This window comes from Nonomuraea sp. K271, from assembly GCF_009908215.1.
Lineage (GTDB): Bacteria > Actinomycetota > Actinomycetes > Streptosporangiales > Streptosporangiaceae > Nonomuraea > Nonomuraea longispora.
In genome coordinates this window covers 67,726-89,142 of the sequence record NZ_JAAAHR010000013.1, presented here as the reverse complement: position 1 = coordinate 89,142, position 21,417 = coordinate 67,726, and the positions used below count along the sequence as shown (strand labels likewise).

Sequence of the window (21,417 nt, the reverse complement as noted above, 5' to 3'; positions counted from 1 at the left end):
ACAGCTCCAATCCGACGCCTCTGCACCGGACTCTACCGACGAAATTGATGACGAAACTGCACCCCCCTCACTAGTTGGCATTTACGCAGGTGAACGGCCTTGAACAGGTCTAATCCAATTGTACGGCCAGAAGTCGAGAAATTGGATTAGACCAATTGGTTTAAACCAATTCTTGGGAAAGGCGCGGAAAGGCGGGGCGTTGTCCCGGGCGCGCGGACGGGCGCCCCTGCCTGCCCGATGACGGGGCGCCCTACGACGCTTCAGACGAGCGGGTTGTCCTCGGGCGGCGAGCCCGGCATCCCGCCGCGCGGCGGCAGCCAGAGCACGAACGTCGCGCCCGCCCCCAGTTGCGAGTACACCGCCACCCGCCCCCCGTGCGACTCCACGATCTGGCGGACGATGGCCAGGCCCAGTCCCGTGTGGCGGTCGCGGCGGCTGGCCTCGCCTCGCCAGAAACGGTCGAACACGCGCTGCTGGTCCGCCTCTCCCAGCCCGGGCCCGTCGTCGCGGACCGCCACCCACAACCAGCCGTCCGCCCGCCCCGCCGCCACGCGGATCGTGCCGCCCGGCGGCGAGAAGCGCACGGCGTTGGAGAGCAGGTTGGCCACGGCGCGGCGCAGCGCGTCGGAGTCGCCGGTCATCTCCAGGCCGGCGCCCAGGTCGCGGATGATCCGCACGTGGCGGGCCGCGGCCGGGGTGGCGTGCTCCTCGCACGCCTCCGCCGCCACCCTGGCCAGGTCGAGATCGGCGTCGGCGAACGCCGTGCCCTGACGCCTCGCGCTGGCCAGCAGGTCCTCGACGAGCCTGGTCATGCGGGTGGTCGCGCGGTCCACGATGGCCACGGCCCTGGTGCGCTCCTCGTCGCTGGCGTCGGGCGCGGACAGTACGGCGTCCACGTTCGCCCGGATGATCGTCAGCGGGCTGCGCAGCTCGTGCGAGGCGTCGTCGATGAGCTGGCGCTGCGCGCTGAACGCCTCCTCCAGCCGGTCGAGCATGGTGTCGATGGTGTCGGCCAGGTCCTTGAGCTCGTCGCGCGGCCCGTCCAGCTTGATGCGCCGGGTCAGGTCGGTCGCCTGGATCTCCTCCGTGGTGCGGGTGATCGACCTGACCGGACGCAGCACGCGGCCGGCCAGCACCCAGCCGATGCCCAGGCTGGCGAGATAGAGGCCGACGAGCGTGACCAGCGAATAGTCGCGCAGCGTGGCCAGCGTCTTGACGTTGACCGCGTTCTCCACCTCCTGGACGAAGACGACCTCGCGCCTGCCCAGGTACTGGTCGCCCGAGTAGGCCTTGGCGTACTCGGTGGTGTAGGGGCGTTGTTCGGTGGATTTCGAGACGGCGACGTAGATGCCGCCGAGCACGAGCGCGGCCAGCACGAACAGCAGCCCGGAGTAGAGCACCGTGAGCCGGAAGCGGATGGTGTGGATCATGTCGGCTCCTTGAGCCGGTAACCCCGGCTGATCACCGTCTCGATGAGGCCGTCCTCCTGGAGCTTGCGCCGCAGGTTGCCGACCGTGACGCGCACGGTGTTGGTGAACGGGTCGGCGTGCTCGTCCCAGACGTGCTCCAGCAGTTCCTCGCTGGACACCACGTGGCCCGGCCTGGTCATCAGGTAGTGCAGCACTCCGTACTCCTTGGGGGTGAGCGCCAGCGACCTGCCGTCCAGCGACACCTCCAGCCTGGCCGTGTCGATGCGCAGCCCGCCCACCTCCAGCACGGAGGTGCCGCCGACGCTTTCCCTGCGCAGCAGCGCCCGCACCCGGGCCAGCAGCTCGGGGAAGGCGAACGGCTTGACCAGGTAGTCGTCCGCCCCCTCGTCGAGCCCGCGCACGCGGTCGTCGAGCCGGTCGCGGGCGGTCACCATGATGATCCGCACCCCCTGCCCCGCCGCGCGGACGGTGCGGCAGAGCTGGAAGCCGTCGCCGCCAGGCAGGTTCAGGTCGAGCAGGACCAGGTCGTACGTGTTGACCTGCAACTTCTCGTTGGCGGACGGCGCGTCGTAGGCCACGTCCACCGCGTAACCGGCGCGGACGAGGCCGACCCGCAACGCGTCGACCAGGTCCTCCTCGTCCTCCACCACAAGCAGTCGCATGCTTTCGACCCTAATTTCGCATGATGCGTTCCGCGATGGGCGCGGCCCGGTCGATGGGGATGGCGAAACCGATGCCGATGTTCCCGCCCCCTCGCCCGGCCGCGATGGCGGTGTTCACCCCCACGACCTCGCCCCGGTCGTTCACCAGCGGCCCACCCGAGTTGCCCGGGTTGATGGACGCGTCCGTCTGCACGGCCGTACGCTGGGCACCGCCCAGCCATACCCCCCTGTCCAGGGCGCTGACGATGCCCGCGGTGACCGTGCCGGACAACCCCAGCGGCGAGCCGATGGCCAGCACCCGGTCACCGACGGACAGATCGGACGAGCGGCCGAGGGTGGCGGGCGTCAGCTCACCCGGGCGGTCGACCACCAGCACGGCCAGGTCCTCGTCGTCGTCCGCGCCGACCACGCGGGCGCTCAGCCTGCGGCCGTCGTTCAGCACCACGGTCGCCATGCCGCTCGCGCCCACCACGTGCGCGTTGGTGAGGATGTGGCCGCTCCCGTCCACCACGAAGCCGGACCCGCCCCGGCTGCCGGCCTCCACGGAGACCACGCTGGGAAGCACCCGCGCCGCCGTCGCGCTCAACCCGGTCAGACCGGACGACGGCGCGGGCGCGACCCGGGGCAGGGCCGCGACGGGGGCCGGCTCGGACACCCCGGAGAGCCGGGCTCCCGCCACTCCCGCCGCCGCGCCGGCGAGCGCCGCGACGAGCGCGGCGACCACCAGCAGGCGTCCTCTGGGCGCCACCGCGCCCTGCCCGTGCCGCGTCCCCGGCACCGGCGGCTGTCCCTGCACGGGGAGCCCCTGCGTGCCGAGCTGTCCCCGTATGAGCGGCTGTCCCTGTGCGGGCAACCGCCCCTGCGTGGCAAGCCCCTGCGCAAGGGGGCCCTGCGCGGGCGGACCCTGCGCGGGCCGTGGCTCCAGGATGGGCGGCGGCTGCGCGGGAGGCTGCCGCGGAGGCGGTGGCCCCGGCACGGGTGGCGGGCCCTGGACGGGCTCCTGGGGGCCTCCGAGCGGCACCGTACGGAACCCCGGCCCGCTCGGCCGGCCGAGGCCCTTCACGGCAACCTCGAGAACCACACCATCGACGTCACCGCCGCGATCAGTCCGGACATCAGCCCCGCCGCCACGAACCACTGCCATACCTCCTGCTGCTCGGTGCGGTAGCCGACCGACGTGCCGATGTCCTCGTACACCGCCTGCAGCTCGCTGCCGCTGGCCGCCTCGTAGAACCCGCCGCCCGCCGACTCGGCCAGCCCGCGCAGGGCAGGGCCGTCCACCGGCACAGGGACCTCCTGGCCGGAGAGGCTGATGGTGCCGTCCGCGGTGCCGTAGGCGATGGTGGTGACCGGGACGCGTCTCGACTGCGCCTCGGCCGCCGCGTCGTTCAGCGTGCGGCCGGTCGTGTTGGAGCCGTCCGACAGCAGCACGATGTGCGCGGGCGGCGCCTCCTCATCCGAGTCGAGCGCGGCGATGGCCTCCAGCGAGGAGTAGACGGCCTCGCCGATGGCGGTGCCCGAGGCCGTGCTGAGCCGGTCGAGCGCGCTCAGCACCGCCTGCCGGTCCGTGGTCGGCGGCACCGCCACGGAGGCCGACGACGAGAACGACACCAGTCCCAGGTTGAACCTGTCAGGCAGGCCCTCCACGAACTGCCTGGCCGCCTGCCGGGCCACCGAGAACCGGTCGGGGTTGACGTCGGTGGCGCTCATCGACGCCGACACGTCGAACGCCACCATGATCGTGGCTCGTTCCCTCGGCACCTGCACCTCGGCCGTCGGCCTGGCGAAGCCCACAACCGCCAGCGCGAACATGAGCAGCAGCGCCGACGCCGGAACATGCCTGCGCCACCCCGGGCTTCTCGGAGCCACCCGGTCGAGCAGGTCGAGGTTGGTGAAACGGACGGCGTACGCGCTGCGCCGCAGCGACATGAGCACGTAGGCGACGGCGAGCAGCGCCACGGGGATGAGCAGCAGCAACCAGACGGGCGAGATCAGCCTCACGCCACATCACCTCCTGTGCCGGGCGTGCCGCCACCACGGGCGGGCAACATCGGGCTCGGGGCCAGCGCGGCCAGGCGGCGCTGGCGCATGACGTGCTGAACCAGGTCACGCACCCAGTCCCGGTCCGTACGCAGCCGCAGGTGCGTGGCTCCGGCCCGGCGCAGCGCCTGCGCGATGGCGTCGCGCTGCCCGGCCGCCGCCTCCGCGTACCGGCGGCGCAGCCGGGCGTTGCCGGTGGCGACCTCGCGCCGCCGTCCCGTCTCCGGGTCGATCAGCGTGAGGATCCCCACGTCCGGCAGGGTCAGCTCGCGCGGGTCGACCACCTCCACGGCCAGGACCTGGTGTCTGGCGGCGAGCCTGCGCAGCGGCGGCTCCCACGTCTCGGGCGCGTCCAGGTAGTCGGACACGACCACGACCAGGCCGCGCCGCCGTACGACCCGGGCGAGTTGTTCCGCCGCGACGCCGAGCAACGGCTCGGCCACCCCCGGCGGGGTGCGCGGCAGCGCGAACGCCGCCTGCAGCAGCGCCATCAGGTGCGGCCGGCCCGTCCTGGCGGGCAGCGTCCTGACGCCGCCGCCGTGCAGCAGGTGGGTGCCGATGCGGTTGCCGGTCCGCTGGGTGAGGAAGCCGACCGCCGCCAGCGCGGACAGGGCGAGTTCCCTCTTCTCCAGCACGGCGGTCCCGAAGTCCATGCTCGCGGTGACGTCGAGCAGGGCCCACATCTCCAACTCCCGGTCGGCGACCAGATCCCGCACGTGGGGCTCGTTGGTGCGGGCGGTGACGTTCCAGTCCATCCGCCGCACGTCGTCCCCCGGCTGGTACGGCCGCGACTCCGCCGGCTCGCTCCCGGGACCTGGCACCAGGCCGAGGTGTTCGCCCTGGAGCAGTCCGTCCAGCCTCCTGGTGATCGTCAGTTCGAGCCTGCGCAGCGCGGGCTCCGCGATCAGGTACGGCTTCATGCCACCGCGTCCTGCCGCACCGATTCCTGCCGCACTGATTCCTGCTGGGGCGCGATGAGGGGCAGCGGTACGGTGGCCAGCACCCGGTCCACGATCTGCCGGGGCTCGATCCCGTCGGCCAGCGCGTCGAAGGAGAGCACCAGCCGGTGCGCCATCACGTCGTGCGCCAGGTCGCGTACGTCCTCCGGCAGCACGTAGTCGCGCCCCCTCACAAGCGCCAGCGCCCTGGCGGCCGCCAGCAGGCCGAGCGTGGCCCTGGGGCTGGCCCCGAACGCCAGCAGCCTGCGTACGTCCTGCACCCCGTACCGGTCGGGGTCGCGGGTGGCGTAGACGAGGCGGACGGCGTACTCGGCGATGGCGTGGTGCACGAAGACCTCATCGGCCCGCCGCTGGAGCGCGAGAACCTGCGCCGGGTCGAGGACGGCGGTCGGCTCGGGCGGGTCCACGCTCATGCGGTAGACGATCGCCAGCTCCTCCGATTCGCTGGGATAGCCCACGTCGATCTTCATGAGGAAGCGGTCGCGCTGCGCCTCGGGCAGGTGGTAGACGCCCTCCGACTCGATGGGGTTCTGGGTGGCCAGCACCAGGAACGGCCTCGGCACATCGTGGGTGACGCCGCCGATGCTGACCTGCCGCTCGGCCATGATTTCCAGCAGGGCGGACTGCACCTTGGCGGGCGCCCGGTTGATCTCGTCGGCGAGCAGCAGGTTCACCATGACGGGGCCCAGCTCGATGTCGAACGACTCGGTCGAGGGCCGGTAGATCCGCGTGCCGATGATGTCGGACGGCACCAGGTCGGGCGTGAACTGGATGCGGGCGAACGTCCCTCCGACCACGCTCGCCGTGGTCTCGGCGGCCAGTGTCTTGGCGATGCCCGGCACGCCTTCGAGCAGACAGTGCCCCTTGGCGATGACCGCGACGAGCAGCCGCTCGACCATGTGGTCCTGGCCGACGATCACCCGCTTGACCTCGAAGAGCGCGCGTTCGAGCAGCGCGGGGTCGATCATGGCTGCACGATCTTGTCGGGGCAGTTGTCCACGACCAGCCGCAGTTCCAGCGCGGTCGGCTCAGGTTGGGCGAATGCGGCGCTCCCCGTCATGAGCACCGCGCCCGCGGCGAGCAGCACAAGAGCGAAACGTGATGTACGCATGGTTACCCTCGTCCCTCGTATGGCCGTTTGTCGGCTTACGAGGCATGTCATCAGGCAACCGCGAAAACCCGCGTAACCCCCGCCTTTACACGATTTTTCGGTCAGCCAGGCCGTCACGAATGGCCACGGAGCCGGGCAAGAATGCGCGCGTCACGGCGGTGAGGCGGTGAGGCGGAGGAGCGTCTCCCTGGAAGGCCGCAGCACACGGCGGCGGGTGGGGCCCAGACGGCATGCCGTAAGACAGCACCGCCCACCCCACCCGAACGCAGACCAGCGGACATGCACCTACCGAAGTACGGCGGTCAGTCGTTCAGGTGCTGGCGCAGGTAGGCGTCGACGCCGTCGATGGAGATGCGCTCCTGGGCCATGGAGTCACGCTCGCGGATGGTCACCGCGTTGTCCTCCAGGGTGTCGAAGTCGACGGTGATGCAGAACGGCGTGCCGATCTCGTCCTGGCGGCGGTAGCGGCGGCCGATGGCGCCGGCGTCGTCGAACTCGACGTTCCACCGGCGGCGCAGCTGCGCGGCCAGGTCGCGTGCCTTCGGCGACAGGTCGGCGTTGCGCGAGAGCGGCAGCACCGCGGCCTTGACCGGAGCCAGCCGGTGGTCGAGCCGCATGACCGTGCGCTTCTCCATGACGCCCTTGGCGTTGGGCGCCTCGTCCTCGCTGTAGGCGTCGATCAGGAAGGTCAGCGTGGCCCGGTCGACGCCGGCGGCCGGCTCGATGACGTAGGGGACGTAGCGCTCCCCGCTGTCCTGCTCAAAGAAGCTGAGGTCGGCGCCGGACGCCTTGGCGTGGGAGGTGAGGTCGAAGTCGGTGCGGTTGGCGATGCCTTCGAGCTCACCCCACTCGGAGCCGACGAAGTTGAAGCGGTATTCGACGTCGACGGTGCGCTTGGAGTAGTGGGACAACTTTTCCTGCGGGTGCTCGTAGAGACGCAGGTTGTCCTTATTGATGCCGAGGTCGGAATACCACCGGAAGCGCTCGTCGATCCAGTATTGGTGCCATTCCTCGTCGGTGCCGGGCTTGACGAAGAACTCCATCTCCATCTGCTCGAACTCGCGGGTGCGGAAGATGAAGTTGCCCGGCGTGATCTCGTTGCGGAAGGACTTGCCGACCTGGCCGATGCCGAACGGGATCTTCTTGCGCGCCGACTGCTGAACGTTGAGGTAGTTGATGAAGATGCCCTGCGCGGTCTCGGGGCGCAGCCAGGCCAGGCCCGACTCGTCCTCGACCGGGCCGAGGTAGGTCTTGAGGAGGCCGCTGAACTGCCGGGGCTCGGTGAAGGTGCCCTTGTTGCCGCAGTTAGGGCAGGTGATGTCGGCCAGGCCGCCCTCGGGTGTCTTGCCGTTCTTCTCTTCGTAGGCCTCGATCAGGTGGTCGGCCCTGAAACGCTTGTGGCAGGACAGGCACTCGGTCAGCGGGTCGGTGAAGGTGTCGACGTGGCCGCTGGCCCGCCACACCTCGGGCGCCAGGATGACGCAGGAGTCGAGGCCCACCACGTCGTCGCGCGACTGCACCATCGACAGCCACCACTGCCGCTTGACGTTGTTCTTCAGCTCGACGCCCAGTGGACCGTAGTCCCACGACGCGCGCAGTCCGCCGTAGATCTCGCTCGACGGGTAGACGAGCCCGCGGCGCTTGGCGAGGCTGACGATGGTGTCCAGGACGTCGGTGCGTCGTGCCATGTTGGTTGGTTCTCTTTCCGGCTGGAGGTCGGCGAGTGAAATCGGTGAGATCCCAGCTTAGGGGACGCTCGAACGCCTTCGCGCGCGAGTATTGTTACGCGCCGTCCCGAACGTGAACGTCCTCATATGCGCTGGGTTCGTTGACCATGAGGATCATCAGCGGATACATCGTCATCCGGGCGGCGGAGAGCGCTCTGCGGTAGAAGCCGGCGCCCTCCCACTCGCTGACCAGCGCCCACAGGTTGGGCTCGTCGACCGAGCGGGCCAACCGGCCGCGCCGGTAGCCCGGCTGGGTGGCGAGCAGGTCGAGGATGGCGTGGCCCTGTTTGACGAAGTCCTGCGACTGGGACTCTGGAACGGAGTATCGGATCACGGCGAGCACGCGACCAGCCTAGAGGCCCGTCCAGAAGCGCCGCGCCCGCGCGACACGCGTAGGCTCTTCCCGTGACCCCTGACAGTAAGCGCGGCGACAAGCGCACAGGCAGGCAGGGCGGCAAGCGTGCGGTCCCGCAGGGTGAGCAGTTCTTCACGCCGGGCGCGACCGGCCTGCGCAAGGCCGTCGAGCAGCGCAGCGCCGTGCCGATGACGTTCCTGTTCACGCAGGTGCCCCGGTGGGTGGCGCCGGCCGTGATGGTGATCCTGCTGCTGGCGGGGTTCGCCGTGACCAATCCGCTGGGTGGCGTGGCCGTCCTGCCGGTGATCGCGTTCATCGGGTGGCTGGCCTATCTGTCCTGGCCGTCGCTGACCGTCGGCGGGAAGCTGTTGCGGGTCGCCATGCTGACCTTTCTCGTCCTGCTCGCGGCGACCCGCTTCGGCGCCTTCTAGAGGGTTCGCCTCAGGGCACCTTGTCCGGTTCCTGGTGGCCTTGCGGGTGGCTGGTCCGGTTCCTGGTGGCCTGGCGGGACCCGTTCTGGGGTAGCGCCTCAGGGCCGTTCTGGGAGAGCGCCTCAGGGCAGGAGCGTGTAGTGCGGGAAGTTGCCCGGCAGGCGTTCGCCGTCGGAGCCGCTCGTCGCGGCGCGCACCAGCAGCTCGCCGCCGACGAACGCGCCGCGCCACGACGCGCCGAGCCCGCCGAACAGCTCCTCGCGGTCGCCGCGCGAGCGGGGTTTGTTGTGGCCCACCTTGAACGCGCGCACCTGGGGTGCGAGGCGGTGGAAGGTCTCCTCCTCGTCGCAGGAGAGGGTGGCGACGAGGGCGCCGTTGCTGGCGTTCATGGCGGCCAGCAGTTCGGCCTCCGTGTCCACCAGGACGATCGTGTCGACGGGGCCGAACGGCTCGGCGTGGTGCAGGGGCGAGGACGGGGGCGGGTTGAGGATCGCGGTCGGAGCGAAGTACGCCGAAATATCCTGCCCCGGGAGGAAATGTCCGGACTCGATGGCCGCACGGTGGACCGGCACGCCGCCCCGCGCCACGGCCTCGTCCACCTGGTCGGCCAGCTCCTTGGCCTTCGAGGCGTTGATCAGAGGGCCGAAGGCGAGCTCCGGCAGCGGGTCGTCCGGCTCGGCCACCGCGAGCGGATGGCCGAAGCGCAGCGACCCCACGGCCGACAGGTACGCCCCCAGGAACTCGTGGAACGCCGACCGCTGCACCACGAACCGCGGATAGGCGGTGCACCGCTGCTTGGCGTAGTCGAACGACGCCCGGATCTGCGTCGTGAGCAGGTCCCAGTCGCCGTACTCCCACACCCCCCAGCAGTTCAGCCCTTCCTGCTCCAGCACGTGCCGGCGCCCGAGGTCGGCCAGCGAGGTCGCCACCTTGGCCCCCGCGTCCCTGCCGCCCACGAACGACACGCAGCCCAGCGCGCGCCCGGCCACCAGCACCGGCGACAGCTCGGCCCCTCCCCCGCTGACCAGCGTGAACGGCAGCCCTTCCCGCACGGCCAGCGCGCAGGCCAGCGTGAGGCAGCACAATCCGCCGTCCGTGGGCGTCTTGGCGATCACCGCGTTGCCGGCCAGCGCCTGCACGAGCATGGCGTGCATGAGCACGCTCATCGGATAGTTCCAGCTCGCGATGTTGCTGACCGGGCCGGGCAGCGGCGTGCGTCCCGCGACCATGCGGTCGATTTCGTCGAGGTACCAGCGCACGCCGTCCAGGCAGCGGTCCACGTCGGCACACGCCGTCTTCCACGGCTTGCCGATCTCCCAGACCAGCAGCAGGGCGAGCAGGTCGCGGTGCGCGGCCATGGACTCGACGGCCGCCGCGACCATCGCCTTGCGCTCGGCCATCGGCAGGTAGCGCCACCGGTTGTGCTCCTCCACCGCGCCCGCCACCGCCCGCGCGGCCCCGGCGCGGTCGAGCCGCGGCAGGCCGGCGATGGCGGTGCCGTCGAGCGGCGAGAACCCCGGCACGGGACGACCGTCGCGGCGCCACATGCCGCCCCAGTGGTTCAGCACGCGGTCGTCGTGGAAGGCCTCAGGGGCCGCCGCGTGGCATCGGCCATAGGCGTCCTGCCAGGCCGTACCCGGTTTGAGCTGCATGAGAGCTCCTCTCAGTCGGACCAGTCGGCGGTGATGAGCTCGGGCAGCGGCTCGAACTCCTTGATCTCGTCGAGCGAGGGCCCCATGGCGGCGTTGGCCTCGCGTTCGACCATCACCTCCACCAGCACCGGCACCCGCTCCCGCGCCGACGCGGCCGACGCCCACGCCAGCGCGTCCGGCAGGTCACCCGGCAGCTCCACGCGACGCGCCGGGCAGCCGAACGCCTCCATGGCCTTGACATGGTCGATGCCGCCCTCCCCGTAGTGCAGGTCCACGGCGAAGTTCATGCCGTACGGGATCTCGGCCTGCCGGATGAGGCCCAGATACTCGTTGTTGATCATCACGATGACGAACGGGATGCGGTACTGGGCGGCCACCGCGACCTCCTCCATCAGGAACTGGAAGGAGTAGTCGCCCACCACGGCCACCACCTGCCGCTCGGGATGTGCGCACTTGACGCCCATGGCCGCGGGCACCTCCCAGCCCAGCGGCCCCGCCTGCCCGCAGACCAGGTAGCGGCGCGGCAGGTAGGTCGTCTGGAACTGCCCCGACCAGATCTGGTAGAGCCCGATGGCGGTAACGAACGTGGTGTCCCTGCCGAAATACGCGTTGATCTCCTTGAACACCCTGGGCGGCTTGATCGGCACGTCGTCGAAGTCGTCGCGGCGGGCCATAGTACGGCGCAGGTCGGCGACCTTGCGCACCCATTTGCCGGGCTCCTTCGGCCCGCCGCGCCCGCGCGCCTCGGCCAGCAGGTCGGCGAGCACCGGTTTGGCGTGGCCGACGATCCCCAGGTCGGGCTCGATGACCCGGCCGAGCTGCATGGGCTCGATGTCCACGTGCACGAATTTGCGCCCGCGGCGGTAGACGTCGAGGTCGCCGGTGTGCCGGTCGCCGAAGCGGGCGCCGACGGCGAGCACCAGGTCGCTTTCCAGGAAGGCGGCGTTGCCCCATCGAGTCTGCGTCTGGATGCCGGGCATTCCGGCGAACAGCGGGTGGTCCTCGGGGAAGGCGCCCTTGCCCATGAGCGTCACGTGCACCGGCACCTGGAGGTGCTCGGCCAGCGCGCGCAGCTCGTCGCAGGCGTCGGCGATGATCACGCCGCCGCCGGCCAGGATGACGGGTCGCTTGGCCGCCGTCAGCAGGTCCATGGCCTTGCGCACGGCTCCGGGCAGCGGGCGTGGGGTCTCGACGGGCAGCGGCGCGTCCACGTCGCGGTCGTACAGGCAGGTGCCGCGCTGGACGTCGATCGGCAGGTCGATGAGCACCGGCCCCGGCCGGCCCGACCGCGCGACCCTGAACGCCTCGCGGAACACCCACGGCGCCTGGGCGGGCTCCTTGAGCTGCACCGCCCACTTGGTCACGGGCCGGGCGATCTCCACGATGTCGACCGCCTGGAAAGCCTCCTGGTGCAGTTTCGAGGTGGCCGCCTGGCCGGTGACGCAGATCATCGGGATCGAGTCGGCCATCGCCGTGTAGAGACCCGTGATCATGTTGGTGCCCGCGGGGCCTGACGTGCCGATGCAGACGCCCACGTTCCCCGTCACCCTGGCCCAGCCGTCGGCCGCGTGGGTGCCGCCCTCTTCGTGGCGTACCGTGATGTGCCGGATCGAGCTGTTCTGGAGTGCCGCGTAGAGCGGCAGGATGGCCGCGCCCGGGATGCCGAAGACGGTGTCCACGCCCTCCGACTCCAGCACCGCGACCACGGCCTCCATGCAGGGAATGCGAGTCATCCATTCAGCCTTTCGATCACTTTGAGCAGGGCGGAGTGGTCGAGCGAGCCGTGGCCCTGCGCCCTGGCCGCCGCCATGAGCTGGGCGATCTGACCGGTGAGCGGCAGGCTCACCCCGGCCTCGCGGGCTGCGGCGACGGCGATGCCCATGTCCTTGTGGTGCAGGTCGATGCGGAACCCCGGGGCGAACTCGCGTCTGACCATGGTGTGCCGTTTGAGATCGAGGATCCTGGAGCCCGCCAAGCCGGCCGCGAGCACGTCCAGGCCGGCGACCGGGTCCACGCCCGAGGCCTCCAGCAGCACGATGGCCTCCGACACGAGCCCGTACACGCCGCCGACGACGAGCTGGTTGGCCGCCTTGACGGTCTGGCCTGCGCCCGCGGGGCCGACGTGCACCACGGTCGTGCCGAGGCTGCCCAGCACCGGCCTGGCCGCCTCGACGTCCTCGGTGGCGCCGCCCACCATGATCGACAGGGTGCCGTCGATCGCGCCGCGCTCGCCGCCGCTGACGGGGGCGTCCAGCGCCCGCACCCCGGCGGCCGCCGCCCGGCGGGCCACCTCGCGGGAGGTCTCCGGCCTGATGGTGCTCATGTCGACGTAGAGCAGGTTCGGCCTGCCGTACTCGACGACCAGCGGCGCGACCTCCTCCACCTGCGGCGAGTCGGGCAGCATGGTGATCACGACGTCCGCGCCGGCGACCGCGTCGACCACGCTCGCCGCGCCCTTGCCGCCCAGCCCGGCGAGCCGCTCGACCCGCTCGGTGCCGAGGTCGTACCCGGTCACGGTGTGCCCGGCCTTGACGAGGTTGGCGGCCATGGGGCTGCCCATGATCCCCAGGCCGACGAAGCCGATGTTCATGTGCGCCTCCAGTCGAATGCGCCCGGCCCCTCGTGCCGGTACTCCAGGCCGACGTGGCCGCGGTAGCCCGCGGCCGTCAGCCGCGCGAAGATCTCCTGGTACGGCATGCGCCCGCTGCCCGGCCGCCCCCTTCCGGGGTCGTCGGCGATCTGTACGTGGCCGAAACGTCCCGCGTGCCCGTCGATGAGCGCGAGCACGTCCTCGCCCATCCGGTGCAGGTGGTAGAGGTCGGCCAGGAAGGCCACGTTGTCCCTGCCGGCCTCGTCGATCAGGTCGAACGCCGCCCGCGACGACGTGATCGGGTATTTCGGGTTCTCGTGGGAGTTGAGCGCTTCGACGACCACGGTCGCGCCGATCCCCGCCGCCGCGTCCGCCGCCCTGCGCAGGTTCGCCACGGCCAGGTCCCTGTCGGTGCCCGGGCCGTTGCCGTACAACGCGTTGAGCACCCCGCAGCCCAGCTCGCCCGCCAGCCGGACCGCGACGTCGATGTTGGCCTGGAACCTGGCCGAGTCGCCCGGCCTGGCCAGCAGCCCGCGATCGCCGGCCGCCATGTCACCGGCGTCGAAGTTGAGCCCGGTGAGACGCACTCCGGCGTCCTCTACGGCCTGGCGCAGCGCCGCGAGCTCGGCATCGCCGGGTTCGGGGCCGTCGAACGGCCACCACAGCTCCACGGCGTCGAACCCCGCCTTGGCCGCCGCGGCCGGACGTTCGAGCAACGGCAGGTCGGTCAGGAGAATGGACAGATTGACGGCGAACTTCACGACGACACCCCGGCGCGGAGGAGACGGGCCGTTTCCGAGGGGGTGCGGCCGACGCGGACGCCGACGGCCTCCAGAGCCTCCTTCTTGGCCTGGGCGGTGCCGGACGAGCCGGACACGATCGCGCCCGCGTGCCCCATGGTCTTGCCCTCCGGCGCGGTGAAGCCGGCGACGTAGGCGATGACGGGCTTGGTGACGTTCGCCGCGATGTAGGCGGCGGCCCGCTCCTCGGCGTCGCCGCCGATCTCGCCGATCATGACGATCGCGTCGGTGCCGGGGTCGTCCTGGAACGCCTTGAGGCAGTCGATGTGGGTGGTGCCGACGACCGGGTCGCCGCCGATGCCGACGGCGGTGGAGAAGCCGAGGTCGCGCAGCTCGTACATCAGCTGGTACGTCAGCGTGCCCGACTTCGAGACCAGCCCGATGCGCCCGGCGGAGGTGATGTCGGCGGGGATGATGCCGGCCGACGACTGGCCGGGGCTGATCAGGCCGGGACAGTTGGGCCCGATGATCCTGGTGCGGCCGCTCGCCAGGGCGCGGAAACGTACGGCGTCATGCACGGGGACGCCCTCGGTGATGACCACGCACAGCGGGATGCCCGCCTCGACGGCCTCCTCCACGGCCGAACCGGTGAAGCGGGGCGGCACGAACACCACGGAGACGTCCGCCCCCGTCTCGGCCATCGCCTCGGCCACGGAGCCGAAGACCGGCACCGCGCGTTCGCCGAAGTCCAGCGAGCGCCCGCCCTTTCCGGGGGTCACCCCGGCCACGATGTCGGTGCCCGCGGCGAGCATGCGGGCCGTGTGCCTGCTGCCTTCCGCGCCTGTCATGCCCTGCACGAGCACCCGGCTGTCCTTGGTCAGGAAGATCGCCATCACGCACCTGCCGCGAGTCTGGCCGCCGTCTCGGCGGCGCCGTCCATGGTGGAGACCTGGCGGACGGCCGGGTGCCTGGCGTCGCTGAGGATGCGCCGGCCCACCTCGGCGTTGTTGCCGTCCAGCCGTACGACGATGGGCCTGCCGTGGCCGCGTTCGCCGAGGAGTTCGAGTGCGGTGACGATGCCGCTGGCCACCGCGTCGCAGGCCGTGATGCCGCCGAAGACGTTGACCAGCACCGAGCGCACGTCGGGGTCGGCCAGGATGATCTCCAGCCCGTCGGCCATGACCTTGGCGGACGCGCCGCCGCCGATGTCGAGGAAGTTGGCGGGGGCGGCCCCCGCTCCCGCGACCACGTCGAGCGTGCTCATGACGAGGCCGGCCCCGTTGCCGATCACGCCGACGCGTCCGTCGAGTTTGACGTAGTTGAGTCCTTTGGCCCGGGCGCGGGCCTCCAGGCCGTCCGCCTGTTCCTCCGGCTCCCACGAGTGCCGGAACGCGGCGTTGTCGTCCAGGGTCACCTTGCCGTCGAGCGCCACGATGCGCTGGTCGGTGGTGCAGATCAGCGGGTTCACCTCGACCAGCAGGGCGTCCTCCGCGACCAGCACCCGCCACAGCTGCTCCAGCACCCCGGCCGCCTGCTCGGGCAGGCCCGCCTTGGCGGCGAGAGCCCGCGCGGTCTCCGCGTCCACCCCGGACACCGGGTCGACGGGCAGCTTCACCAGAGCGTCGGGGTCGGTGGCCGCGAGCTCCTCGATCTCCATGCCTCCCTGGCTCGACACCATGGCCAGGAACCCGCCCTCGGCCCGGTCGACCAGGAAGGCCGCGTAGTACTCCTCGAACGGCACGGTCGCGGTCTCGACCAGCACGGTGCGCGCGACGTGCCCCTTGATGTCCATGCCGAGGACGCGGTCGGCCTCCACCTCCGCGGTGACCGGCCCCGCCGCGCTCCTGATGCCACCCGCCTTGCCGCGCCCACCGGTCTTCACCTGGGCCTTGATGACAACGGGCGCGTTCAGCTCGGCCGCGATCGCGCCGGCCTGCGCGGGGGTGGTGGCGACCCTGCCGGCGGGGACCGGGATCCCGTGACGCCCGAAGAGCTCCTTCGCCTGGTATTCGTACAGGTCCATTCGAGCCTCCTTTGTAGACGGTATACCGTATGGAATATCCCTCGTCTAGGGCTCGACAGGGAGCCGTCTACTGGATATTCCATACAGTATGGAGAATGCAGTCAGAGATTGGCGCGGCCGCTCGTACCTTCCCGGGCCCGTCCCCGCCGACCGCACGCGCATGTTCCGGCTGGCCTGGGCCGCGATGGCCGCGATCAGCCCGCTCCAGTACGGCTACGCCGCGCTGCTCGCCCAGAAAAGCGCCGGGCTGACCCTGCTGGCCGTCTGGATCGCCTGTCAGGCGGCGGGCGCGCTGCCCGCCCTGCACATGGTGCGGCGCGGGCGCCTCAGCGTACGCGTGAGCCTGGCGCTCGGGGCCGCGCTGAGCGGGCTCGGCCTCGTCACGGCCGCCCTCACGAGCGGCGCGTCGCTCGCCGCGGCCGGGCAGGCGGCGCTCGCGGGCGGCGGCCCCGTGAGCCCGGCCGCCCTCGTCGGCTACGGGCTGCTCGGCGGGCTGGGCGCGGGCCTGGTCTACGGCGTCTGCGGCGAGGTGGTCTCCTCCTGGTTCCCTGAGCGGCCCGCCGCCCGGGTCGGCCTGATCACCGGCGCCTTCGGGTACGGGGCCGTGCCACTGCTGGTCTGGGCCGGGATCGCCCCCGACGCCACGCCGGCCGCCTTCCTGACCGCCGCGGCCGTCGCCGTGGCCGTCATCGGGACGGCGGCCCGCCACCTGCGGCTGCCCCCGGCCCTGTGGTGGCCCGCCGACGTGGACCCGCGTACGCACGCCCTCGACGCCGCGCGGCTGCGCGTCACCCCGGAGGCGGCCAAGCAGTTCCTGCTCGCCCAGGCGCTGCGCACGAGGACGTTGCCCGCGCTCGCCCTGATCCTGACGTGCGCCGGCGCCGTGTCGGTCTTCGACGTGATCGTGGTCGCGGGCACGGGGACGTGGGGCGCGGTGGCCCTCATGGTGGCGCTGAACGGCGCCAGCAGGGCGGTGGCCATGCGCTGCTCGGAGTTGTTCGGCCGCAGGCGGGTGCTGGCCGCCGTGCTGGGCGCGCTCGCGGCCGGCCAGGTGCTGCTGACCGCCGGCGGCGCGCACGTGGGCGGCCTCCCCGGGCCGGCGAACGTCAGCGCTCCCCTGCTCTGGCTCGGCGCGATCGCGGCCGGGCTGGGCGGCGGCGCCTTCTACCCGCTGCTCGCCAGCCTCGTACGCGAGTTCTTCGGCACCGAGCGGGCCGGCGAGATCCACGCCGTCATCTACAGCGCCAAGGCCCTGGCAGGTGTCGGCGCCGTGGCCCTGGCCACGGCGGCCCTGGCCGCCCCCGGCGCCGCGCTGCTGGTCGCCGCCGTCCTGGCCGCGCTGCCCGCGCTGGCCGCCTCCCGCCTGCGTCTACCCGGCCTGCCCGCGACGATCCCCCTGTGATGAGACTCACGACCATGGACAACGCGCGGCCGGTATGCTGTAGGCAGTCGACTAAAAACTTTTCAGCTCAGTCCTGGAGACGTGCCCATGTTGCTGTCGGATCAGGCCGGTCAGACGGCGGCCGCGAAGATTCCCCGTCCTGCCACGCTCCGTGAAAGCGTCATAGAGGCTATCCAAGAGCTCATCGTCTCCGGGCAGCTCAAACCCGGCCAGCACCTCGTCGAGAGCGAGCTGGCCGAGCTGCTGGGGGTCTCCAGGCAGCCGGTCCGCGAGGCGTTGCAGCAGCTCAGCGGCGAGGGCTGGGTCGATCTGCACCCGGGTCAGGGCGCGTTCGTGCACGTCCCGACATTGGAGGAGGCCGACCAACTGCTGGCCGTCCGCACCCTGCTCGAGACCGAGTCCGCCCGGCTGGCCGCCGAGCACGCCGGCGAGGACGGCGTGAAACGGCTGCGCGCGTTGTGCGCCCGCGGCATCGCCGCGGTGCAGTCCGACGACGTCGACGCGGCCGTGGCCACCAACTCGGAGCTGCACGCGCTGGTGACCGACCTGTCTGGCAACAAGGTCCTGGCCGAGCTGGCCGCCCAGGTGGCCAGGCGCGTGCGGTGGTATCACACGCCCGTGGCCCGCCAGCGCGGCATGGCCTCATGGGACGAGCACACCTCGCTGATCGACGCCATCGAGGCGGGCGACGAGCGCCGCGCCGCGAAGATCATGCGTGAGCACACCGAGCACACCCGCGCCTCCTACATGGAGCAGCGGGAGAACGAGCCCGTGGAGCCCGCGCCCAAGCCGGTGCGCCGGCGACGTCCGCGCACCCCCTCCGCCGGCTGACGACCCCGAAGACCCTCGCGGGGCGTCCCGCGAGGTGCGTCGAGCACGCCTGCGCGAAATCGCCGTGGGGTGACCTGCGGGGACGACCGCGGGGAGATCTGACGTTCACAGAAGACGACATGCTGCGTAACACCTCGGGCAGAGGATGCGTAGCAGAGATTGGAGGTGCATGACCGTGAAGGCGTTCATCCGCTTTCTCCTTGGTGATCCGGCAGGCCATCCGGCCGACGGCCGGGTGATCGGCCTCGGCCTCAGCACGGCGCTCAGGAAACACCACTCCGCCGACGACGCGGAGCGCTACCTGCGCCAGTGGACCGCCGAGCACGACGTACGCAAGAGTCCCCGGCCGTAAAACGTCCGGTGAGACACGTCCCGTGAGCACGGTCGTCGCGGGCACGCCGCAGAGCCGCGGCAGGGGAGGGTTCGCCCCCGCGCGCGGCCCCGGTTCGGGGGGGTCAGCGATCGGCGGTTTCCGGCTCCACCACCTCCGCCCTGGCACGAGCCGACTTCACCAGGCTCAGCACCGTGGTGACCGCGAGGGTGCCGACGATGACGCCGAGAGAGACCAGGATCGGGATCTCCGGCGCCCACGACACACCGTCGTGGTGCAGGGCCTCGAGGATCAGCTTCACCCCGATGAAGGCCAGCACCACCGACAACCCCTTGCTCAGGTAGACGAGCCGGTCGAGCAGCCCGCCGATGAGGAAGAAGAGCTGCCGCAGCCCCATGAGGGCGAAGGCGTTGGCGGTGAAGACCAGATAGGGCTCCTTGGTGAGCCCGAAGATGGCCGGGATGGAATCGGGGGCGAACAGCAGGTCGGTCGTCCCGATGGCGACCATCACGATCAGCATCGGGGTGACCATCCTGCGGCCCAGGTGCACGGTGAGCCGGGCGCCGTGATAGGTGTCCGTGGTCGGGAGCACCCGGCGCACCGTGCGCAGGGCGATGTTCTCGGAGAATTCCGCGTCGTCGTCCTCGTGACCGATCAGCTTCCACGCGGTGTAGACGAGGAACGCGCCGAAGACGTAGAAGAGCCAGTCGAACCTGGTGACCGCCTCGGCGCCGGCCGCGATGAAGACGCCGCGCATCATCAGCGCCAGGATGATGCCGATGAGCAGCACCTTCTGGCGATATTCGCGCGGCACCCGGAATCGGCTCATGATCAGCAGGAAGACGAAGAGGTTGTCCACGCTGAGCGAATACTCGGTGATCCACCCGGCGAAGAACTCCCCGCCGTGCGCGGGGCCCGACAACAGGAGCAGGCCGACGCCGAAGGCCGCGGCCAGGCCCACGTAGAACGACACCCAGCCCACACATTCCCTGAACGAGGGTTCGTGCGGGTTGCGGGCGACGAGGTAGAAGTCGAACGCGAGCACGATGCAGAATCCGCCGATCGTGGCCAGCCAGACCCAGACGGGCAGGTTCATCGACGCGACCCCTTCCTGGTCGCCTGCAGCGCCTGGGCGTGCTTGATGTACTGGCCGAGCAGCGCCTTGGCCTCAGGGTTCGCGCCGGCCCTGCGCATCAGCCAGTGCGGCATGAGCCGCTCGTGCAGCCAGACGAAGCCGATCGCGAAGCCGAGCGCCACCATCGCCTGGTATGCCAGGAACGGCAGCACGCCGTCGGCCATGCCGACCCCGGCCAGACTCTCCTGGACGAGCCGGGACACGGGGAAGGCCACCATCCAGAACAGTCCGACGGGGCCGAAGGTACCCGGCCGGAACACGCCGTGGCCCAGGAGCACCCCGTACAACCCGCCGAAGAGGCCGAGCGGCACGGAGAGCGCGAGGGCCGACAGCGCGGCCATCCCGGTGGGCTGCCCCGCGAGCAGGGTCAGCCCACCGGCCATGGCACCGGCGGCGGCTCCGATCGACGCCCCTGGCAGGGCGAGTTCGAGGCTGTGCCGTCCGATCATCAGCCCACGACCACGCCATAGGCGAACAGGCTGTAGAACAGCATCCCCAGGTAGAACACCGCGCCGAATCCGATGATCACGTTGGTCCACCACTTGGGCCTGATCGGTTTGGGCAGCATGCGGTTGTTCACCAGGAGCAGCGTCACGCAGTACGCGCCCATCGCGAACGTCGACAGGAACGCCAGCGTGTCGAGGATCCCGCTGGGTCCGTCGGCCGGGCCGAACAGCAGGATCAGGATGCCGAAGATGATCACGCCCCAGAGGAAGATGGCGTACAGGTGCGACATGCGGACCTTCTTCGCGCCGGGCACGAAGTTGTACGTCATGTCGGCCTGACCTCTGGAGAAGGAGTCGAACAACCCCAGCGTCGCGTTCAGGCCGATGAGCGCGATGAACCCGAGGAAAACGACCCCGAGTACCGAGCTGCCCGCGGAGGAGACCGCGTCCGCCATCGCGGTGAGGGCCACCTCCCGGTCATCGCCTGCGATCACGTCGCGCACGCCCGGGTTCTGCCGCACCGCCGACTGGGCGATCACCGTGAAGGAGATCGTGACCAGCATGGTGATGCCCCAGAACAGCAGGAGGGCGTCGAAGGTGACCCAGCGCCGCCACCCCCTCCACTTGGCCATCTCCGCCGGGTTGTCGGTGTCGAACATGAACCCGCGCGCGGGCATCTCCTCCTGCTCGCCCGCGTGCCGCAGCCCGCGGACCTTCGGCATGTGCGCGCCCATGCCGGCGCCGGAGTCACGCAGGTGCAGCGTGTACCACATCTGCTGCATGCCCGACGGGCCGGCGAACGCGCACGCCCCGACGATCACGGGGAACCAGGCCGCGGTCATGGCCTCCGGCGGCAGGTAGCCGAAGGAGAACATGCCCGTGATCGTGGTGACCACGTCGTTCCAGGTGCCGACCATGGCGGCGACCACGGCGGTGCCGAGCACGAGTGCGCCGATGAGCAGCGACAACACGTTCTCCAGCACGTTGTAGATCACCTTGGCCAGGCTGAAGATCACTCCGACGAGGATCAACCCGGCGACCGCGGTCACCACCCAGGGGATTCCGGTTATCTCCTCGAACGCCGCCGCTCCCGCCGACAGGTGTCCCGGCCAGATGTAGACGGCGATGGCGACGATGAAGAAGAACCACATCAGCGGCTTGAACACCCTGGCCGCGCCGGAGAAGATGCTCTCCCCCGTGGCCATGGCGTAGCGCGCCATCTCCAGCATCACCACGGCCTGCAGGCTGACGCCGATCAGGAACAGCCACCGGATCTCCGGCCCGAACAGCAGCACCAGCCGGGGCCACATGTACGACTCGCCCATGCCCACGCCCAGGGCGACGAGAAAGACCGTCGGCCCGAGAATGTGCACCGAGGGAGGCGCGTCGGGGAGCTTCCTGATGGGCATCGGCTCAAGCCGGCCCGCTTTCCATACTCGTTCGTCCTCTGCCGGTGGCGCGGTCTGCGCCGCCGGTGGTGTGTTCGATGTGTCCACCTACGGACCTCCTGGGGGGTTGTTGCCTTTCTGCGCTGCTGCCCCGAAATGGCCCC

At 70.8% G+C, this 21,417-nt stretch carries 22 protein-coding genes; 4 read left to right on the top strand and 18 right to left on the bottom strand.

Translation table 11 applies throughout. The features are described from left to right. Positions 1-260 precede the first annotated feature (260 nt). The 9 genes from GUY59_RS06965 to GUY59_RS06925 form a co-directional block, all read right to left on the bottom strand. A complete protein-coding gene (locus GUY59_RS06965) occupies positions 261-1,430 on the bottom strand; it encodes a sensor histidine kinase (protein ID WP_138199235.1) in 1,170 nt (389 codons plus the stop codon). Then, a complete protein-coding gene (locus tag GUY59_RS06960) occupies positions 1,427-2,092 on the bottom strand; it encodes a response regulator transcription factor (RefSeq protein ID WP_165959659.1) in 666 nt (221 codons plus the stop codon). The genes GUY59_RS06965 and GUY59_RS06960 overlap by 4 nt, the downstream gene beginning before the upstream one ends. Before the next feature lie 10 nt (positions 2,093-2,102). Further along, positions 2,103-3,173: a S1C family serine protease gene (locus tag GUY59_RS06955; RefSeq protein ID WP_252374827.1), complete on the bottom strand. Its 1,071-nt coding sequence runs from the start codon at positions 3,171-3,173 to the stop codon at positions 2,103-2,105. Continuing rightward, the gene (locus GUY59_RS06950) at positions 3,152-4,093 is read right to left on the bottom strand and encodes a VWA domain-containing protein (RefSeq protein ID WP_138199237.1); all 942 of its coding nucleotides are present in this window, start codon (positions 4,091-4,093) and stop codon (positions 3,152-3,154) included. Before GUY59_RS06950 ends, GUY59_RS06955 begins: the two co-directional genes overlap by 22 nt. Next, positions 4,090-5,052: a DUF58 domain-containing protein gene (locus tag GUY59_RS06945; protein ID WP_138199238.1), complete on the bottom strand. Its 963-nt coding sequence runs from the start codon at positions 5,050-5,052 to the stop codon at positions 4,090-4,092. The genes GUY59_RS06950 and GUY59_RS06945 overlap by 4 nt, the downstream gene beginning before the upstream one ends. Continuing rightward, a complete protein-coding gene (locus tag GUY59_RS06940) occupies positions 5,049-6,059 on the bottom strand; it encodes an AAA family ATPase (protein ID WP_138199239.1) in 1,011 nt (336 codons plus the stop codon). The genes GUY59_RS06945 and GUY59_RS06940 overlap by 4 nt, the downstream gene beginning before the upstream one ends. Then, positions 6,056-6,202: a hypothetical protein gene (locus GUY59_RS06935; RefSeq protein ID WP_161714433.1), complete on the bottom strand. Its 147-nt coding sequence runs from the start codon at positions 6,200-6,202 to the stop codon at positions 6,056-6,058. Before GUY59_RS06935 ends, GUY59_RS06940 begins: the two co-directional genes overlap by 4 nt. 302 nt (positions 6,203-6,504) lie before the next feature. Continuing rightward, positions 6,505-7,890: a glycine--tRNA ligase gene (locus GUY59_RS06930; RefSeq protein WP_171055300.1), complete on the bottom strand. Its 1,386-nt coding sequence runs from the start codon at positions 7,888-7,890 to the stop codon at positions 6,505-6,507. 94 nt (positions 7,891-7,984) lie between these two features. Beyond that, on the bottom strand, positions 7,985-8,272 hold the full coding sequence (locus tag GUY59_RS06925) for an antibiotic biosynthesis monooxygenase family protein (RefSeq protein WP_132333694.1): 288 nt from the start codon (positions 8,270-8,272) through the stop codon (positions 7,985-7,987). A gap of 62 nt (positions 8,273-8,334) precedes the next feature. Between GUY59_RS06925 and GUY59_RS06920 the strand changes: the two genes are divergently transcribed. Continuing rightward, positions 8,335-8,715 carry a DUF6703 family protein gene (locus GUY59_RS06920; protein WP_132333695.1) on the top strand — a complete coding sequence of 127 codons (381 nt, stop codon included), beginning with the start codon at positions 8,335-8,337 and terminating at the stop codon, positions 8,713-8,715. A 122-nt stretch (positions 8,716-8,837) separates the two neighbouring features. Here the strand turns inward: GUY59_RS06920 and GUY59_RS06915 are convergent, their stop codons facing one another. The 6 genes from GUY59_RS06915 to sucC are packed head-to-tail and all read right to left on the bottom strand — an operon-like array spanning position 8,838 to position 15,720. Continuing rightward, the gene (locus GUY59_RS06915) at positions 8,838-10,367 is read right to left on the bottom strand and encodes an aldehyde dehydrogenase family protein (protein WP_138199240.1); all 1,530 of its coding nucleotides are present in this window, start codon (positions 10,365-10,367) and stop codon (positions 8,838-8,840) included. A gap of 11 nt (positions 10,368-10,378) precedes the next feature. Next, the gene (gene gcl, locus GUY59_RS06910) at positions 10,379-12,100 is read right to left on the bottom strand and encodes a glyoxylate carboligase (RefSeq protein ID WP_138199241.1); all 1,722 of its coding nucleotides are present in this window, start codon (positions 12,098-12,100) and stop codon (positions 10,379-10,381) included. Continuing rightward, positions 12,097-12,957: an NAD(P)-dependent oxidoreductase gene (locus tag GUY59_RS06905; protein WP_138199242.1), complete on the bottom strand. Its 861-nt coding sequence runs from the start codon at positions 12,955-12,957 to the stop codon at positions 12,097-12,099. Before GUY59_RS06905 ends, gcl begins: the two co-directional genes overlap by 4 nt. Further along, positions 12,954-13,718, bottom strand: a complete 765-nt coding sequence (locus GUY59_RS06900; protein WP_138199243.1) for a hydroxypyruvate isomerase family protein — start codon at positions 13,716-13,718, stop codon at positions 12,954-12,956. Before GUY59_RS06900 ends, GUY59_RS06905 begins: the two co-directional genes overlap by 4 nt. Then, complete coding sequence (sucD, locus tag GUY59_RS06895) at positions 13,715-14,590, bottom strand: succinate--CoA ligase subunit alpha (RefSeq protein WP_138199244.1); 876 nt, start codon at positions 14,588-14,590, stop codon at positions 13,715-13,717. The genes GUY59_RS06900 and sucD overlap by 4 nt, the downstream gene beginning before the upstream one ends. After that, positions 14,590-15,720, bottom strand: a complete 1,131-nt coding sequence (gene sucC, locus GUY59_RS06890) for an ADP-forming succinate--CoA ligase subunit beta (protein WP_138199245.1) — start codon at positions 15,718-15,720, stop codon at positions 14,590-14,592. Before sucC ends, sucD begins: the two co-directional genes overlap by 1 nt. A gap of 88 nt (positions 15,721-15,808) precedes the next feature. Here sucC and GUY59_RS06885 point away from each other — a divergent pair, with 88 nt between their 5' ends. The 3 genes from GUY59_RS06885 to GUY59_RS06875 all read left to right on the top strand — a co-directional run bounded on the left by GUY59_RS06885 (position 15,809) and on the right by GUY59_RS06875 (position 18,305). Continuing rightward, positions 15,809-17,122 carry an OFA family MFS transporter gene (locus tag GUY59_RS06885; RefSeq protein ID WP_138199246.1) on the top strand — a complete coding sequence of 438 codons (1,314 nt, stop codon included), beginning with the start codon at positions 15,809-15,811 and terminating at the stop codon, positions 17,120-17,122. 87 nt (positions 17,123-17,209) lie between these two features. Beyond that, positions 17,210-17,953 (top strand): GntR family transcriptional regulator, encoded by a 744-nt coding sequence (locus GUY59_RS06880; RefSeq protein ID WP_132333703.1) that lies wholly within the window; start codon positions 17,210-17,212, stop codon positions 17,951-17,953. 175 nt (positions 17,954-18,128) lie between these two features. Further along, the gene (locus tag GUY59_RS06875; protein ID WP_161714432.1) at positions 18,129-18,305 is read left to right on the top strand and encodes a hypothetical protein; all 177 of its coding nucleotides are present in this window, start codon (positions 18,129-18,131) and stop codon (positions 18,303-18,305) included. Between the two features lie 103 nt (positions 18,306-18,408). Here GUY59_RS06875 and GUY59_RS06870 read toward each other — a convergent pair whose 3' ends face one another. The 3 genes from GUY59_RS06870 to GUY59_RS06860 are packed head-to-tail and all read right to left on the bottom strand — an operon-like array spanning position 18,409 to position 21,361. Beyond that, entirely contained in the window at positions 18,409-19,380 is a 972-nt protein-coding gene (locus GUY59_RS06870) for a TerC family protein (protein ID WP_138199247.1), read from the bottom strand. After that, on the bottom strand, positions 19,377-19,868 hold the full coding sequence (locus GUY59_RS06865; protein WP_132333705.1) for a hypothetical protein: 492 nt from the start codon (positions 19,866-19,868) through the stop codon (positions 19,377-19,379). The genes GUY59_RS06870 and GUY59_RS06865 overlap by 4 nt, the downstream gene beginning before the upstream one ends. Continuing rightward, positions 19,868-21,361: an Nramp family divalent metal transporter gene (locus GUY59_RS06860; protein WP_252374828.1), complete on the bottom strand. Its 1,494-nt coding sequence runs from the start codon at positions 21,359-21,361 to the stop codon at positions 19,868-19,870. Before GUY59_RS06860 ends, GUY59_RS06865 begins: the two co-directional genes overlap by 1 nt. Positions 21,362-21,417 lie beyond the last annotated feature (56 nt).

Bases quoted from the DNA above. Each gene is read 5' to 3' on its own strand.
- GUY59_RS06965 (WP_138199235.1), bottom strand. From the start codon at position 1,430: ATGATCCACACCATCCGCTTCCGGCTCACGGTGCTCTACTCCGGGCTG.
- GUY59_RS06960 (WP_165959659.1), bottom strand. From the start codon at position 2,092: ATGCGACTGCTTGTGGTGGAGGACGAGGAGGACCTGGTCGACGCGTTG.
- GUY59_RS06945 (WP_138199238.1), bottom strand. From the start codon at position 5,052: ATGAAGCCGTACCTGATCGCGGAGCCCGCGCTGCGCAGGCTCGAACTG.
- GUY59_RS06940 (WP_138199239.1), bottom strand. From the start codon at position 6,059: ATGATCGACCCCGCGCTGCTCGAACGCGCGCTCTTCGAGGTCAAGCGG.
- GUY59_RS06935 (WP_161714433.1), bottom strand. From the start codon at position 6,202: ATGCGTACATCACGTTTCGCTCTTGTGCTGCTCGCCGCGGGCGCGGTG.
- GUY59_RS06930 (WP_171055300.1), bottom strand. From the start codon at position 7,890: ATGGCACGACGCACCGACGTCCTGGACACCATCGTCAGCCTCGCCAAG.
- GUY59_RS06915 (WP_138199240.1), bottom strand. From the start codon at position 10,367: ATGCAGCTCAAACCGGGTACGGCCTGGCAGGACGCCTATGGCCGATGC.
- gcl (WP_138199241.1), bottom strand. From the start codon at position 12,100: ATGACTCGCATTCCCTGCATGGAGGCCGTGGTCGCGGTGCTGGAGTCG.
- GUY59_RS06905 (WP_138199242.1), bottom strand. From the start codon at position 12,957: ATGAACATCGGCTTCGTCGGCCTGGGGATCATGGGCAGCCCCATGGCC.
- sucD (WP_138199244.1), bottom strand. From the start codon at position 14,590: ATGGCGATCTTCCTGACCAAGGACAGCCGGGTGCTCGTGCAGGGCATG.
- sucC (WP_138199245.1), bottom strand. From the start codon at position 15,720: ATGGACCTGTACGAATACCAGGCGAAGGAGCTCTTCGGGCGTCACGGG.
- GUY59_RS06885 (WP_138199246.1), top strand. From the start codon at position 15,809: ATGGAGAATGCAGTCAGAGATTGGCGCGGCCGCTCGTACCTTCCCGGG.
- GUY59_RS06880 (WP_132333703.1), top strand. From the start codon at position 17,210: ATGTTGCTGTCGGATCAGGCCGGTCAGACGGCGGCCGCGAAGATTCCC.
- GUY59_RS06870 (WP_138199247.1), bottom strand. From the start codon at position 19,380: ATGAACCTGCCCGTCTGGGTCTGGCTGGCCACGATCGGCGGATTCTGC.
- GUY59_RS06865 (WP_132333705.1), bottom strand. From the start codon at position 19,868: ATGATCGGACGGCACAGCCTCGAACTCGCCCTGCCAGGGGCGTCGATC.